Consider the following 15,037-nt stretch of genomic DNA (forward strand, 5'->3'; position numbering starts at 1 on the left):
AATCAAACCTTGTCTAAAGATCATTCTTAAAGTTGCAGAGTATTACTGACAATCATTGTTATGAGTCGAAGAATAATTACTGACAAATAGGTTATCGACGGAAGTTGCGCTTCAATATAGGAGAATTTTTGAACAAGGTTCCTTCCTATGCCCATAAAAATGACATTGATCGCACTCGCCGTTATGGCATCCACTCACGTTCAAGCCGAGCCAGTTTTTTCTCCTTTAGTCTGTCTTGCAGAAAACTATCAAGAAGGGATTGATGTGTCGGAATACTGGTACAGTGAAAAACTGGATGGTATTCGCGCTTACTGGACTGGGCAACATCTTGTAACACGTAATGGAAACCGGATACACGCTCCTAAGTGGTTTACAACACCATTGCCAGATTACCCTCTGGATGGTGAACTTTGGGCGGGGCGGGGGAACTTTCACCTTGTTCAGCAAACGGTTCTGGACAAAAAACCTGTCGACAATGCGTGGCAAAAAATTGATTTTATGTTGTTCGATATGCCTTACTCTGCGGGCGATTACCGAAAGCGCTATTACAATATCCAAAGTTTAGTGTTTGAACTGGATGAGCCTCACATCAAATATGTTGAACACATGATCATTCAAGATGAAAAGCACTTGTTCAACCAACTGGATAAAATATCACTGTCGAACGGGGAAGGTGTCATGTTGCGTAAGGTGTCGAGCCGTTATCAGGCAGGACGTGGTAGTGATTTACTCAAGCTAAAACATTATGCAGATACCGAAGCTCAGGTGATTGGCCACAAGCCAGGAACGGGCAGACTGTTAGGAATGATGGGGGCTTTATTGGTTCGTATGCCTGACGGTACAGAGTTTTATATTGGCAGTGGATTTACCGATCAGTTGCGTCGCAATCCACCAGAACTTGGTTCCATCATTACGTTTAGATATAACGGATTCACTCATACTGGAAAACCCAAGTTTGCGCGATTTTTACGCGAGCGTGTTAAGGAGTAGACCAGATTAACTTAAAGTACGCGGATTACCCACCGACACACCACAGCGCTTGAAAAGACCCTGCCAGAACTTGACATGCTCTAGGGTCTTTTCTCTGAATGTGTGATGAGCATCAGTCAGTCCATACGTCTCGCCATGCAGCGCTAATCTTTCTTCAACCAATGTAACGCCACTATTCAGTCGTTGATAGGTACTGTCTAAATAGGCCAGATACGGTTGTACTTCTTCTACATAGATGCTTTGAAACACATTGTTCAAGTAACGAAACTTGGTGATATCTCGATTTTTGCCGCAAATGAGTGTGCTCTGGTTTTTTTCCAGTAATTGGGTGGTTTCATTCAGCCAGTGGGACGCGTTCGAGATAGAGTAGTAAAGTCGGCCTATTAGGCGAGATTTCTCCAAAACTTCTTGGTATTCAACCATACCACTATCCGGTAGTCGTGATATTACTTTGTATGGCGTTTCATACATACCTTCTAACATGCCAAAGGCATCACTAACACGAGCAATTTGGCTTTGGTAATCAACAGATAGCCAATCAGAAGCGGTGAGCTGCTTTTGCATTGTATCACTAGCGAGTAGCAAGTTATCCAGGTGAGTGAGAAGGTGATGCCATTTCTGTCCGTATAACTTCTCTAACTTTACGCTCTCATCAGCACTGATTTCAAACTCAGACAGGCACGTGTTTAGCGTTCTGAGTAAAGACACCTGATAATCTAAATCGTGAAAGGCATCCTGTACTTTACCTAGTGGCGAGTTTTTGTCTGCCAAGAGATTAAACAAGCCACACTGACGAAGTTGGTAGCTCTCTAACAGCCCAAGTGTCAGTCTGGGTAATGGCTGAAACAGCTCTCGTCGAGGAGGAATGGTGATGACTGGCAGGGGAGTTATTTCTGTGCCTGAAACGTCCAATACATTCGCCAAGCGTTGATGGTATTTATCCATCAGCGCTTGTTCAGGGTTGAATAAGTCAGTGCAACCTGAAAGTAATATTATTGATAATAATAGTGTTAGACGCACACTGTTCCTTTCTCATCAATTAGTTGGCTTGGTATAAAAGTATACCTGACTGAGGTTTGATTCGATCAAAAAAGCCAGCGATTGCTGGCTTTTACAGGAGATTATTGTACCGAAAAGTTCAATTGAACCTCAGGCTTTTGGTGGTGCATCCAACGTAATCTGACGCCAAGTAACAGAGCGGCAGACGATAGCCCGATGATAAAGCCGATCCAGAAACCTTGTGCTCCCATTGGTTCAACGATCCAGTTGGTACGACCAAGGATGTAGCCCATTGGTAAACCGCAAATCCAATAAGCAACAAAAGTACGATTAAAGATAGCACGCATGTCTTTATATCCACGCAATGCACCTGCCGCGATCACTTGTACGGCATCAGTAAACTGGTATATCGCAGCGAGTAACAGTAGTTCCATTGCCAATTTGATAACTTCTTGGTTACTGGTATATAACTCTGCGACAAATTCACGGAATACGACCGTTAGAAATGCAGTAACAACTGTCATCGCGGTACCAACCATGATACCAACACGCGATGCCACTCGGGCGCCTGCAACACTTTCTTCCCCAAGTTTATGTCCGACTCGAATACTAACAGCGGCACCAATACTCATTGGTAGCATGAACACAAGAGTCGAAAAGTTAATCGCAACCTGGTGGGCAGCAACAATAATTGGGCCAAGAGGGGACACCAAAAGTGCAACGACAGCAAACAGTGTTACTTCAAAAAATAGCGCAGCAGCAACAGGAAAGCCGAGTTTAAACAGACGAATTTGTGCTTTTAATTGTGGTGGATGGAATTCAGCGAAGATATTGATGTTCTTTAATCGCTCAGACGTCATCACGTAGAATAAAAGCAGCGCAAACATAATCCAGTAAACGATCGTTGTTGCGACACCGCAACCTACACCACCCAGTTCTGGCGCCCCAAACTTGCCGTAAACGAAAATCCAGTTCAATGGAATATTCAGCAGTAAACCAATAAATCCAATCACCATGGCTGGTTTAGTGAGTGACATCCCATCGGTAAAACTTCTCAAAGCCTGAAACAGGAGAAAAGCCGGCACCGCTAAAATGACAGCGTGAATATAACCTATGGTTTTTTCAGCCATCAAAGCTTCTATATCCATAAACCCAAGAATCAGTTGAGTTTGCAATAGCACCACAATGATAGGGATGCTAACAAATAGCGCCATGGCGATGCCTTGCTGAATCTCGAAAGGTATTTTAACTCGGCGACCAGAGCCGTTAAGTTGCGCGACCACAGGCACTAACGCCATTAACAAGCCAATACCAAATAAAATCGATGGAAGCCAAATACTTGAAGCCACAGACACGGCTGCCATGTCAGTAGCGCTAACGCCACCTGCCATTACAGTATCAACGAAACCCATGCCTGTCTGAGCGACGGAAGCGATCAATACAGGGGTAGCCAATTTTATAAGACTCGACGCTTCTTCTTTATAGTGCTGCACGAAATACTCCAAGGCGCAAAGAGAGATTGAAAGAATGAGAGAGCTCGAGAACAAAAGGTGTGATGGACTGACCTAATGGTTGATCTTAACCATGATAAGGTGAAAAAATGTTTCAGAGAGCCTCCGCGCAAATGATAAACAATTGTATCTTTATATGCCATACCTTTAACTGCATATTAACTTGAAAACAGTTTATAGTAGTCCGATAGACGAAAGATAAACGCGTAGAAATGAACATCTCTCGCGCGTCGTTTTAGTAGAGATCAGATAAGTAGGTATAAACCATGTTTACTGGAATAGTACAGGGCACGGCAAAAGTCGTGAAGATCGAAAAGAAAGAACGTTTTCAAACTCATGTGATCGAGCTAGATGGTTCCCTTCTTGACGGGTTAGAGATTGGGGCTTCCGTCGCACATAATGGTTGCTGTTTGACCGTCACTCAAATCGACGGGAAGCACATTAGTTTTGATTTGATGCAAGCGACACTAGCATTAACCAATCTGGGTTTTCTCAGTGAAGGGGGGAGCGTCAACATAGAACGAGCAGCTAAATTCGGTGATGAAATTGGTGGTCACAACATGTCTGGTCATATTAGTTTAATGGCCACTATTGTTGACGTCATTGACACGCCAAATAACCGAACCATCTGGTTCGAATTACCTCAAGATTCAATGAAGTATGTGTTGGCTAAAGGGTATATTGGTATCGATGGCTGCTCGTTGACGATTGGCGAGGTAGAAGACAACCGTTTCTCCGTACATTTGATTCCTGAAACGTTGCAGAGAACACTATTTGGCGTTAGGAAAGTGGGTGATCGTGTCAACATCGAGCTTGACCCACAAACTCAGGCGATTGTCGATACTGTTGAGCGCGTATTGGCAGCAAAACAAATTTAAGCACAGTAATACTTATAGCCAACTAAAAAGGAGCATTATTGCTCCTTTTTACGTTTTAATTTATTCGTAGTTATCGTCAACAAACAGCTCTACTTTGTCGTTTAATTCATCCACATGCATGTTGAGATGAATCGCGTGACAACAAGCCGGGCAGTCATCATAAAATTCTTGGTCACCATTACTGGCGTCTAAAGTTATGCCTATTGAGTGCCCACAATGCGGACACTGTACGTGTCTTTCAGTGTAGTTTTTCATACAACAACTCCTGCTATTGAAGGGCTTTTAAAACGATAGATTATGGAAGCGCAGCCCTTTCACTTACTTTGTCTCGACATCGAGATATACTTAAATATTAAGTGTAGTTGTTGCTATTTGAATCGAAATAAGTACAAAGTTTGACCCCAAACTCAACCCTGAATCTGGGGGGGATTTCTAAAGTGATATGCCTCGAGGTTTTACATTATGCAACGTTTATACTATTTCAAGTTAGACAGACATAATCTTGTTGATTGTGAGTTGCGCTTGCTCTAAATAATGCCCGCCAAACAGATTACAATGGTTGAGGACGTGGTAGAGGTTGTAGATTTCTTTACGTTCCTCATAGTCTGGATTTAGCGGCATAACTGATTCATATCCTTGATAAAACTCAGGTTTGAATCCACCAAATAGCTCAGTCATCGCGATGTCGCACTCCCTGTCACCCCAGTAGCATGCCGGGTCATAACAAATAGGTCCGACTGGCGTTACGGCAGCATTGCCATTCCATAAGTCACCATGCAATAAAGAAGGCTCTGGTGTGTGATTCGACAAAAGCTGTTTCACGACATTAACAAAGTCCTCAATATCGACCAAAGTGACACCTTTTTCTTTTAGCAATTGTAATTGCCATCCGATACGCTGTTCAGCAAAGAATGTGCACCACTTTTTATGCCACTGGTTAGGTTGTAATGTGGACCCCAAGTAGTTGTCAGTATCAAATCCAAACTCTTTCTGTTCGCCCCATTGGTGTAATTGAGCCAGCTGTTGACCAAACAAGAAACTGTTTTGCGTATCTTCAAGTGGCTTAGTTGGAAGGTAATTCAGAATTAAGAATGAAGTATTTTTGGTTTTACCGACCAGTACGACTTCAGGGACGAAGACGGTGGAAGTTTCACGTAACAGATGCAGACTTTCAGCCTCAACTTGGAATTTAGACAAAAAATCACGATCGTTAATCTTTACGAAATAGCGTTGCTCGCCGTCATTGATCATATAGCTTTCGTTAATATCTCCACCGGAAAGACGAACTTTTTCGATGATTTGATATTCAAATAATAGCGTATCAGAAAGCTGTTGCGATATTGCTTGCCACATACAAAAACCTCGTGAATCTGTTTAACCACCAATAGTTTAGGATAAACGACGAGAATTTGGCGCGGAGCTGCGCATACTTGAACAATAAAATTTTGAATCAGTGAACGAAATTTACATAAGTGTGAATCATATCGCTCATAAGTTTATGATTTATCGTCTTAACAGATGGTTATGTATCTACACAACATGTATTATTATTTTTTTGACTTTAGTTCCATTGATAGCATGAAAATACTGATATGTGATGACTCAGCGATCGCGAGAAAACTGATTATACGAACCATAGTGCAACATGCCTCAATGCAGCTGATTGAAGCCCAAGATGGATATGAAGCACTGAAAATTCTGGCGGAACAAAAAATTGACATCATGTTCCTCGATCTCACGATGCCTGTCTTGGATGGTTTCGAAGTTCTAAAGTCTTTACCTGTCAGCAGTTACCAAACTCAAATAGTGATCATCTCCGGGGATGTCCAACAAGAAGCTCAGCAACGCTGCATTGAATTAGGCGCTAAAGCGTTTATTGCCAAACCACTGTCTGAAGAGCAAGTCGCCCCACTGTATGAACAACTGGGGATACAATACGCATTTAAGCCCATCGTAGATGTCACGCCCAAACAGCAAGTATTCGATGATCTCTCTTCACTTGCTAAATTTCGAGAAGTCGCGAATATTGCCCTAGGGAAAGGGGCTTCTATTATGGCCGACCATCTACAGGAGTTTATTCAGTTGCCTGTTCCACACGTTGGGCCGCTAACCTATGGGGAGCTCCATATGACGCTTGTTGATGTGATTCGTCGAGACGGTTCGATTGCGGTGGCACAGCGATTTGTTGGTGGAGGTATCCATGGCGAAGCTTTGGTTTGCCTTAGAGGAAAGCACATCAATCAGATTGGAGAAAAATTAGGCTTTCAATTGGAGTTCACTGCTTGTAACGAAATTATTTTGAATGTCTCCAACCTATTGGTATCTTCTTTCTTAACCTCGTTAGGTAGCCAGTTAGATAAACAGTTCTCTCTTCGCCAGCCTAGTATCATAGATACATTACCTACTTACAGTGAACAACAAGGTACAAAAGGGGAACTTTTTACGATTGAATATACTTATATGGCGGAATCTCTGGACTTTGAATGTGAAGTGCTGTTTTTGCTAGACAAACCGTCTGTAGAAATCATTTATGAAATCATGGAGTTAATCTGATGTCCGAAATCACGCTGGACATGGCAGACTTTCACTGGGTCACACAAATCTTAGACACAATGGATTCTGGTCTTATTGTGCTCGATCGCCAGTACAATGTATGCGTCTGGAACAGCTTTATGCAATCTTACAGTGGTGTATTGTCCCAAGACATTATTGGACAGTGTTTATTTGATCGCTTTGAAGAACTGCCTAGAGCATGGCTCGAGACAAAATTAAAAACGTCAGCAGATTTGGAAACTCGTTCATTTTCTAGCTGGGAAAACCGTCCATACCTTTTTAAGTTTACTAACTTTTCTCCTGTTTCGAACAGCTGCGCATTTATGTATCAAGACATTGTAATTACGCCGTTACGTTCTCTTTCTGGGGAGATCAGCCATATTGCCATCCAAATAAATGACGTGTCCGAAACAGCACGTAACCGTATTTATCTCAAAGAAACCAACCAACACCTTTCAGAAATCAGTCGTAAAGACGGGCTAACAGGTTTGTTTAATCGAGCTTATTGGGAACAATCTCTCAAAGAAGAATTTACCCAAATAAAAGTCAGTGATGGATCGTGCTCACTGGTTATTTTCGATATTGACCATTTTAAACTGGTTAATGATACCTATGGCCATCCTGTTGGGGATGAAGTGATTCGTCGAACATCGAGTTTGCTGAGAAAAACTGCCCGAAGTAGCGACATTTGTGGACGTTTTGGTGGGGAAGAGTTCACGGTATTGTTACCAAACACGAACCAAGCACAAGCTAGTTATTTTGCAGAACGGCTACGCAAGCGTGTTGAGCAAGAGGCTGTGAAAGTTGAAGATTTTGTTATTAACTACACAATCAGTATCGGCGTTTGTGAATATAAGCCTCATTTCGCAAGTCATACACAATGGTTAAAAAGTGCCGACTCCGCATTATATCGTGCCAAAGAGAATGGGCGAAACCAAAGTTGTGTATATGATAACGAGTAAATAAAAACTCAGGACTCGTTTCTACTTTGTTGATTACTACCTGTCCAGTTGAGTTGAAAATACAAATTTCTATGACATAAGTTAGTGAAATTTCTTAGCAATGTCTTACTATTGATACAAATTCGCCCCAGCTTTCAAGTCTTGACGTTAATGGAGAAATATAGTGGTTGTAGAAACGGATGGTTACCTTGCTCTTATCGAACACTTGTCGCTTAACTTAAATATCTTTACAACCGAGCGCGGTGATACTGGGTTGGAAAGTATCGAAGATGTCGTTACCGACATGGTGGCATCAAATATCATGATGATTTTTGAGCAAAACCCTGAACTTCATTCAAGCGTGCGTTTTAAGTTATTAAAAGAAGCAGATGCTGTCGTAGAAGATTTAAGTGAGGTCCTTGCGGGGGTCTGGAGTAAGAAAGCAACCAATGAACAGATCGCTTTCCTGGAAGAATACGTCGCATTAGTAAAAAACTTGTTTGATAACGCAGTAGCGATTTACGACTAGAGGCTTATGTTGTTTGATTCGTGAAAGCTTACCGTACCAAACTCTCGTGGCGTTACAATGTCACTCTTCTGATTTGCCAGAATTTTGATGCCCAGTATGGGTTATCAATCCGAGAAATAATGACGCCTTTCGATGTGGACGCGTGCATAAACTGCTTGTTCCCCAGATAGATACCAACATGGTAGGTGGTTCTTCTGGTCTTAAAAAAGACGAGATCCCCTTGTTGGGCTTCATTCCATCTTAGTTCGACACCTTGTTTAGATTGTTGCTTTGTTGTTCTTGGCAAAGCAAGTTGATACGCTTCCACAAATGCCTTTTGCACAAAGGCAGAACAATCTATACCGGACTTCTTTGTGCCCCCTAATCGGTACGGAGTACCGTGCCACTCGTTGTAAAACTCCAGCAACTCAGGTTGGCTAGACAAAGTCTTAGCAGCAGGTGTTGTTACTGCCACTACCTCTTCAGCAGGTTCGGGCCCTGAAGAGCACCCGGTCATTAGTGCACTGATTATCAAAGGGAAACAAATACGACGCAAATCATCCACCTACCATTCAAGCGACTCACAAATGAAATATTATTGTCATAATCAATCCATACTATTGAACGCTTATCACGGTTTTATCGACTTTATCTGAAGGATACGCAGTAAAACCGTTCAAACCCAAGAAAGAATAAAAATTGATTATGGCAACGCGCAAACGCTCACGCTTTTCACTCTCACTGATTCAAACCATCAGTGCCACATTTTTAACTATTATTGCACTTGTTATAGCTCTTTCTGCTTCAAGTTTCAAAGGAATGGAGCAGATTGGAGAACAATTTGAGGAGTTGTCTCAAAAAGCATTACCCATGGCAATGGCCAACGCAAAGTTAACCAGAAATGTTCTAGAAATAGTTAAGTTGCTCAACTATGGGATGCAAATAACCGAACCTAAAGAGCTCCCTATGGTCGAAGCGCACATAGCCGCACTAGCCACACAAACTGAAGGGTTAGCAGAAAAAAACTCTGGTGTTGCTAGATCACTTTCTAATGAATTGAAAACCAAGGTAGAGACCTTGCATCAGGTCACTCAGTCGATATTGTTGAAACAGTCGGCAGTAATCCGAATTCAGTCGGAGATAGACTCTGCTGTGGGCGGATTTCGCTACGGCCTAAGCTCTATTGGCCCGGAAATGAACCGAATTAGTTCTTTTTTGAGTGGAGATAATCCCGAATCAAGTGACGCCGCCAATCGGTTTATTGCTTCGGCCAGTTCAATGGAAAGCACGTTTTTAATGATGCTCATGCACACTGATCTCACTAAAGCGGAAGCAGAGTTTCGTGAGATGAGAAACAGAATTGCTGGTATTAACCTCGCCTATGAAGATTTTAAAGCTCTCCACCCTGAAGTGAGTGGCTATGCCAGTCTAACTGCCCCGTACGATATGGTGAAAGCGGGTTTTGCCGACAAAGGTATTCTCCATTTGATTCTCGCTAAACTTGAACAAAGCGAGCAACAAAGCACAGAATTTAAACAAGCCTCTCTAATCGCTGACGAATCCATGCTTTTGCTGGACCAAGTTTCACTCACCGCTTCTGACTTAATCGATGAGCGAGAGACCATAGTCAATACGACCATAGAGTCCGTGAGTTTGATGGTTCTTATCGCTACTGCCGTTATCTCAATCATTATTCTCGTAACATGGATTGGTCTAAGAAGCTGGACCAACCGTGGCCTAAATGCAGTACTCACCCGGCTATCGGCTTTAACCGAACACGATTTCCGTGAAAAAGCGCAAGAAGTGGGACCATATGAACTGAAAGAGGTAGCGCGTAAGTTGAACATGGTTATTGATTCAACTTACGATTCTATCTCCACTGTGACCCGAAACTGTGAGACGCTTTACCAAACCGCTGAAATTAGCCACGCTGCTGCTGAACAGACTAATGAAGGTCTCAGTAAACAGAATGAATCGTTGGTGAGCATGGTAACGACCATCACACAATTAGAAGCGTCCATACGTGAAATCGCAATGGTGACTAGCGCTTCATCTGAGGATGCCCTTTTGGCAACAACCCATACCCAAAAGGGGCTTGAGGTTGTTGAACAAAACCGCGAGAGGTTAGAGTTATTAGACTCGTCGCTGAATATCAATGAGCAGTCGATACTAGAGCTTGATCACCGAGTCAAACAGATTCGAGAAATGGTCGATATGATCAGCGGTATCGCAGATAACACCAACTTATTGGCGTTGAATGCAGCTATAGAAGCCGCGCGCGCCGGCGAGCAAGGGCGCGGGTTTGCGGTAGTGGCAGATGAAGTGCGCAAATTGGCCAGCGACACATCTCAACAAACGACCAATATTCGGGAAATGATGAGTGAGTTGACTACTGCTGCTGAACGCTCACGGCAAGCGGTCAGTGATTCGAGAGATGAAATGGCTTGTGCATTGCAATCCAGCCATGATGTCAGACTGGCATTTTCTGATATTAATAATGCGGTTAAGCATATCCAAGAACGTGTGGAACAGATTTCTGTTGCAACCGAAGAGCAGGAGCGAGCGACAGCGGATGTATCACAATCGATCGCACAAATATCGGAGCAAGGCGAGCAAACCAAACAACGACTTGAGTCTATGGTTGAAAGCTCTGAACAAGTCGCAGAAATTGCAGGTCATCAACAAGCGATGTTGCACAAATATGAGCTTTAATTCTTAACCAGATTCATGACAAGCCTGGATAGTCTATCGACTATCTTGGCTTGTCATCTTTCCTATCTCACTTCCAATCACTCTTGCTGAGCTAAGTTATTTGAGAATACATACGCTCGTAACCGTGCGAAGTAGAAAACAAGTAACTATCCTTGCAGTAGCAGCATGTTCGTAACCGAATACATTTCCACATACTTGGCTATGCATTAGGGCATGGTCGGTCTCAAAAATTGCCACAAAATTATAATTTGTTCGATTAGTTCTATATGCTCTTCGCTATTCACTAAAATAAGGAAACGATGATGGATAAATTCGTAGTGTTTCTCTTATGCCTTTTTTTGGCCATTGGTGGTGTTGTCCACATTTACGACAATATTATCGATGGTTTATTACCTTATGATTTTGCACCGCGTTGGTTAAATATCTATTGGAGTATATTGGGCATTTTTGACCTGTTGGCGGTTTACCTTTTGATTCGATACCGCAGGGCTGGTCTGGTATTGATGTTGGTAATCTTGTTGACCAATGTGATTTTTAACTCTCACGCACATTACTCGTTGGAAATATTAGATAACAACACTGCTTTACAGATGAAGACGCTATTTTTAGGTTTTGCTATGGGCGTATCTATATGGCTTTGGAACGCTCGTAAGAATCGACAGTCGCGCCAGATTTTCCGGTAAAATCGTCATAATCAGTTTGTAAGGGAATGACCAAGAAAAACCAGTGTCATTCCAAATCAATGTTATTTTTTGTCTTAACACGATAGCGGAATGGTTGGGTAAGAAGCTTATCCAGCCTCTGTTCTTGTTTGTCTCTGATGTCAGGTAAACCAATGACAACATGCTCATGCCCAAGCTCTGGTTGAGCTCGGTACGTCGAAAACATTCGATCCCACACAGACAAAAAGAACCCAAAGTTAGAGTGCGTTTCTCTCGGAATAACGGAGTGATGGACTCGATGCATATCCGGAGTAACAATAGCTTTTCGTAGCCATGCATCTACAGGTAACGCAAGCTTCGCATTACTGTGATTGAACATAGCACTCGCGTTGAGAATAATTTCAAACATGACAATGGCGATTGGAGAGACACCGAGCATAAACACCGCACCAATTTTAATCACCATGGAAATCAAAATCTCAATTGGGTGGAAGCGGGCACCCGTCGTAACATCAATATCCAAATCAGCATGGTGCATCCGATGAAGCTTCCACAATACAGGGATACGATGGAAGATAACGTGCTGTACATAAATAATAAAATCTAGCAGGATGATTGAGAGTAGTACGTTTAACCAAATCGGCAACGACAGTACTTGGAATAACCCCCACTGATTTTCTGTCGCAATGATGGCAGCCTGAAATGCAGCGATGGGCATGACTAAAGCAACAATGACGCTGTTTAGTGCGACAAGAGAAAGGTTATTGATCCAACGAAAAGTGCGCGACACCGTTAATATTTTTCTGGGTAGTGCGTTTTCCCATAACGTGCAAAGCAGTAACACGCCGACAAAGCAACTGAGTCTTATCCAAGAGGGGTCGTTAAATGCTGTTTCTGTCACAGAAGTTCCTCTCAATTATCGATTCTGTCTGAACAGACCAAATTCAGCGTCAATTTCTTTCGCTGTCTATACCTTACCTTGAGGCTTAGCGGTTATGCCAGTAGAATCGCGCTCTACTTTTTATTTGGCATTGCTACTTATGAGAATTCACGCTTTTCACCGTTTATATCAGCACCGTCAGTCTATCTCGACAAAGACTTTTAACGCGCGAGGCTGCAAAGTTGTTCGCTGCCAATATTGTCAGGTCTCGCAAGATCACTGCCTGTGTGAACTACAGCCAACTATTAAATCCAACCTCGCTTGTATGTTGATTGTATCGGAAAACGAAGTGTTTAAGCCGAGCAATACGGGTCGCCTGATTGCCGATACCATTGAGGAAACCTACGTATATCAATGGAACCGAACGGAGCCTTCTAATGAGATGCTCTCGCTTTTAAAAAGTGATGACTATCAGCCAGTGATCATATTCCCGGCAGATTATGTCGATGACACTTCACGATTAATGGACAGCCTGAACCCTAAGCTCTTAAAAACACCGGAAAGCAGCAACAAGAAATGGCTGTTGATTTTTATTGATGGCAGTTGGCGTGAAGCGAGAAAGATTTTCCGCCGTTCTAACTACCTACAATCGTTACCCGTGTTGTCGATACAACCAGAAACACTGTCTGAATACATCATGCGACGTTCTGAGAACGAACAACATCTCTCCACGGCTGAAGTTGCCACTTTAGTGCTCAAGCAGGCTGGCGAGTATCAAGCTTCAGAGTGTCTTCAATTGTGGTTCGAAGCGTTCAGAGAAACCTATATGTTGACTAAAACACGAGTCAAAACGGATCCCAATAGGCCACACCTGAAACGCTTCAAAGCGTGGATAAAAACTGAGAACTGACTCTAAGGAATGAATTTTTGTTGATCGCTTGTTGTTCAACTGGCTTGAGTGAGAGGATAAATCTGGATTTGGTCACGGTTTGTAGGCGTATAGATATGGATAATGCCAGAAGTTTATCTTTTTGACTCCACTAAATTTTTGGGGGTCTTTTTAGCACTTTTTAGGAGAGAATTGCATGTATTATGGCTTTGATGTCGGTGGCACAAAGATTGAGTTTGGTGCATTTAACGAAAAGCTTGAGCGTGTAGCAACTGAGCGTGTACCAACACCAACTGATAACTATGAACTACTGGTTGACACTATCGCAGAACTCATTAGTAAGTACGACGCTGAATTTGGTTGCGAAGGTACCATTGGTCTGGGTCTTCCTGGAATGGAAGATGCCGACGATGCGACTGTCTTGACAGTAAATGTACCAGCAGCGAAAGGCAAATCTCTACGTGCCGATCTTGAAGCGAAAATCGGTCGCTCTGTGAAGATCGAAAACGACGCAAACTGTTTCGCGCTTTCAGAAGCTTGGGATGAAGATCTACAAGGTGAGCCATCGGTACTGGGCTTAATCTTGGGTACGGGTTTTGGTGGCGGCTTTATTTATGATGGCCAAGTATTTTCTGGTCGTAACCACGTAGCAGGAGAGGTTGGCCATATGCGCCTTCCTCTCGATGCATGGTTCCATCTAGGTGACAACGCGCCACTGCTTGGTTGTGGATGCGGCAAGAAAGGTTGCCTAGATAGCTACTTATCAGGCCGAGGTTTTGAGCTAATTTACGCGCATTACTATGGTGAGAAGAAAAAAGCGATCGATATCATCAAAGCGTATGGCGAAGGTGAAGAGAAAGCAGTTGAACACGTTGAACGGTTCATGGAACTACTTGCTATCTGCTTTGGTAACATCTTTACCGCAACTGACCCACATGTCGTTGTACTAGGTGGTGGCCTATCTAACTTCGAACTCATTTACGAAGAGATGCCAAAACGTATTCCTAAATACCTACTTTCTGTAGCTAAATGTCCTAAGATCATCAAAGCAAAACACGGTGACTCGGGTGGCGTTCGCGGCGCAGCATTCCTAAACATCAAGTAAATTCCGTAGCATCAAGTGGATACAAAAAAGCTCGCGTTTCATCGCGAGCTTTTGCTACTTGGTGCAATTTACTTATTCTTTTTCCCGACGCCCAAATTTTCTTTTTGAGCCAGAGTAATTTTACTAAAGCCAAGTTTTTTAAAGTGATTATCACGGTAGTTTCGAACCGCTTTGGTATCAGAAACCGCTTCGATTTGCTGTTCCATCTTTAGGTATTCAGAAATATCAATACCTTCTGCTTCAGCAACCGCTTCCTGAATATTGCGATGTTGCTGGTAAGAGAACGTCAGTTGTTTGTCTTCGTTCTTGTATGTGTAAAGGATGGTGCGAGCCATAGTAATCTCTCGAATTGTTTGTTGATGCTTTTAGTGAACAGGAATCATATCTACCACAAGGGAAGAAAGGTAAC

Annotated in this window: 16 protein-coding genes; 9 read left to right on the forward strand and 7 right to left on the reverse strand. The window is 42.8% G+C overall.

All coding sequences use genetic code 11. The annotated features are described in order from the left end of the window. Window positions 1-147 precede the first annotated feature (147 nt). Window positions 148-990, forward strand: coding sequence for a DNA ligase (locus OO774_RS08215; protein WP_264901452.1), 843 nt, complete (start codon window positions 148-150; stop codon window positions 988-990). 6 nt (window positions 991-996) lie between these two features. Here the strand turns inward: OO774_RS08215 and OO774_RS08220 are convergent, their stop codons facing one another. Both OO774_RS08220 and OO774_RS08225 read right to left on the reverse strand, forming a co-directional pair. Continuing rightward, entirely contained in the window at window positions 997-2,010 is a 1,014-nt protein-coding gene (locus OO774_RS08220) for a DUF3080 domain-containing protein (RefSeq protein ID WP_264901453.1), read from the reverse strand. Between the two features lie 101 nt (window positions 2,011-2,111). Continuing rightward, the gene (locus OO774_RS08225) at window positions 2,112-3,482 is read right to left on the reverse strand and encodes an MATE family efflux transporter (protein ID WP_264901454.1); all 1,371 of its coding nucleotides are present in this window, start codon (window positions 3,480-3,482) and stop codon (window positions 2,112-2,114) included. Window positions 3,483-3,766: 284 nt separating this feature from the next. Here OO774_RS08225 and OO774_RS08230 point away from each other — a divergent pair, with 284 nt between their 5' ends. Then, window positions 3,767-4,378 carry a riboflavin synthase subunit alpha gene (locus tag OO774_RS08230; RefSeq protein WP_264901455.1) on the forward strand — a complete coding sequence of 204 codons (612 nt, stop codon included), beginning with the start codon at window positions 3,767-3,769 and terminating at the stop codon, window positions 4,376-4,378. A gap of 60 nt (window positions 4,379-4,438) precedes the next feature. On the opposite strand, the gene OO774_RS08235 is transcribed toward OO774_RS08230, so the two are convergent. Next, window positions 4,439-4,633, reverse strand: coding sequence for a CPXCG motif-containing cysteine-rich protein (locus OO774_RS08235; protein WP_264901458.1), 195 nt, complete (start codon window positions 4,631-4,633; stop codon window positions 4,439-4,441). Between the two features lie 231 nt (window positions 4,634-4,864). Further along, on the reverse strand, window positions 4,865-5,731 hold the full coding sequence (locus tag OO774_RS08240) for a fructosamine kinase family protein (RefSeq protein ID WP_264901460.1): 867 nt from the start codon (window positions 5,729-5,731) through the stop codon (window positions 4,865-4,867). A 225-nt stretch (window positions 5,732-5,956) separates the two neighbouring features. On the opposite strand from OO774_RS08240, the gene OO774_RS08245 reads away from it, so the two are divergent. From OO774_RS08245 to OO774_RS08255, 3 genes are all read left to right on the forward strand, one after another. Continuing rightward, window positions 5,957-6,931, forward strand: a complete 975-nt coding sequence (locus OO774_RS08245) for a response regulator (protein WP_264901461.1) — start codon at window positions 5,957-5,959, stop codon at window positions 6,929-6,931. Further along, on the forward strand, window positions 6,931-7,893 hold the full coding sequence (locus tag OO774_RS08250; protein WP_264901462.1) for a diguanylate cyclase: 963 nt from the start codon (window positions 6,931-6,933) through the stop codon (window positions 7,891-7,893). Before OO774_RS08245 ends, OO774_RS08250 begins: the two co-directional genes overlap by 1 nt. A 163-nt stretch (window positions 7,894-8,056) precedes the next feature. Continuing rightward, the gene (locus tag OO774_RS08255) at window positions 8,057-8,401 is read left to right on the forward strand and encodes a DUF3802 family protein (RefSeq protein ID WP_264901464.1); all 345 of its coding nucleotides are present in this window, start codon (window positions 8,057-8,059) and stop codon (window positions 8,399-8,401) included. A 52-nt stretch (window positions 8,402-8,453) separates the two neighbouring features. On the opposite strand, the gene OO774_RS08260 is transcribed toward OO774_RS08255, so the two are convergent. Then, window positions 8,454-8,945 carry an NlpC/P60 family protein gene (locus OO774_RS08260; RefSeq protein WP_269469164.1) on the reverse strand — a complete coding sequence of 164 codons (492 nt, stop codon included), beginning with the start codon at window positions 8,943-8,945 and terminating at the stop codon, window positions 8,454-8,456. Between the two features lie 140 nt (window positions 8,946-9,085). Between OO774_RS08260 and OO774_RS08265 the strand changes: the two genes are divergently transcribed. Together OO774_RS08265 and OO774_RS08270 are read left to right on the forward strand one after the other, a co-directional pair. Next, on the forward strand, window positions 9,086-11,092 hold the full coding sequence (locus OO774_RS08265) for a methyl-accepting chemotaxis protein (protein ID WP_264901466.1): 2,007 nt from the start codon (window positions 9,086-9,088) through the stop codon (window positions 11,090-11,092). A gap of 302 nt (window positions 11,093-11,394) precedes the next feature. Then, on the forward strand, window positions 11,395-11,775 hold the full coding sequence (locus OO774_RS08270) for a hypothetical protein (RefSeq protein ID WP_319554924.1): 381 nt from the start codon (window positions 11,395-11,397) through the stop codon (window positions 11,773-11,775). A 46-nt stretch (window positions 11,776-11,821) separates the two neighbouring features. On the opposite strand, the gene OO774_RS08275 is transcribed toward OO774_RS08270, so the two are convergent. Then, window positions 11,822-12,655: a sterol desaturase family protein gene (locus OO774_RS08275; protein ID WP_264901468.1), complete on the reverse strand. Its 834-nt coding sequence runs from the start codon at window positions 12,653-12,655 to the stop codon at window positions 11,822-11,824. 139 nt (window positions 12,656-12,794) lie between these two features. On the opposite strand from OO774_RS08275, the gene OO774_RS08280 reads away from it, so the two are divergent. Next, window positions 12,795-13,544 carry a tRNA-uridine aminocarboxypropyltransferase gene (locus OO774_RS08280; protein WP_264906090.1) on the forward strand — a complete coding sequence of 250 codons (750 nt, stop codon included), beginning with the start codon at window positions 12,795-12,797 and terminating at the stop codon, window positions 13,542-13,544. Between the two features lie 175 nt (window positions 13,545-13,719). Then, window positions 13,720-14,628 (forward strand): N-acetylglucosamine kinase, encoded by a 909-nt coding sequence (nagK, locus tag OO774_RS08285; RefSeq protein ID WP_264901469.1) that lies wholly within the window; start codon window positions 13,720-13,722, stop codon window positions 14,626-14,628. Between the two features lie 68 nt (window positions 14,629-14,696). Here nagK and OO774_RS08290 read toward each other — a convergent pair whose 3' ends face one another. Further along, window positions 14,697-14,963: a DUF2960 domain-containing protein gene (locus tag OO774_RS08290; RefSeq protein WP_264901471.1), complete on the reverse strand. Its 267-nt coding sequence runs from the start codon at window positions 14,961-14,963 to the stop codon at window positions 14,697-14,699. Window positions 14,964-15,037: the final 74 nt, after the last annotated feature.

Origin of the sequence: Vibrio sp. STUT-A11 (genome assembly GCF_026000435.1) — a bacterium.
Lineage (GTDB): Bacteria > Pseudomonadota > Gammaproteobacteria > Enterobacterales > Vibrionaceae > Vibrio.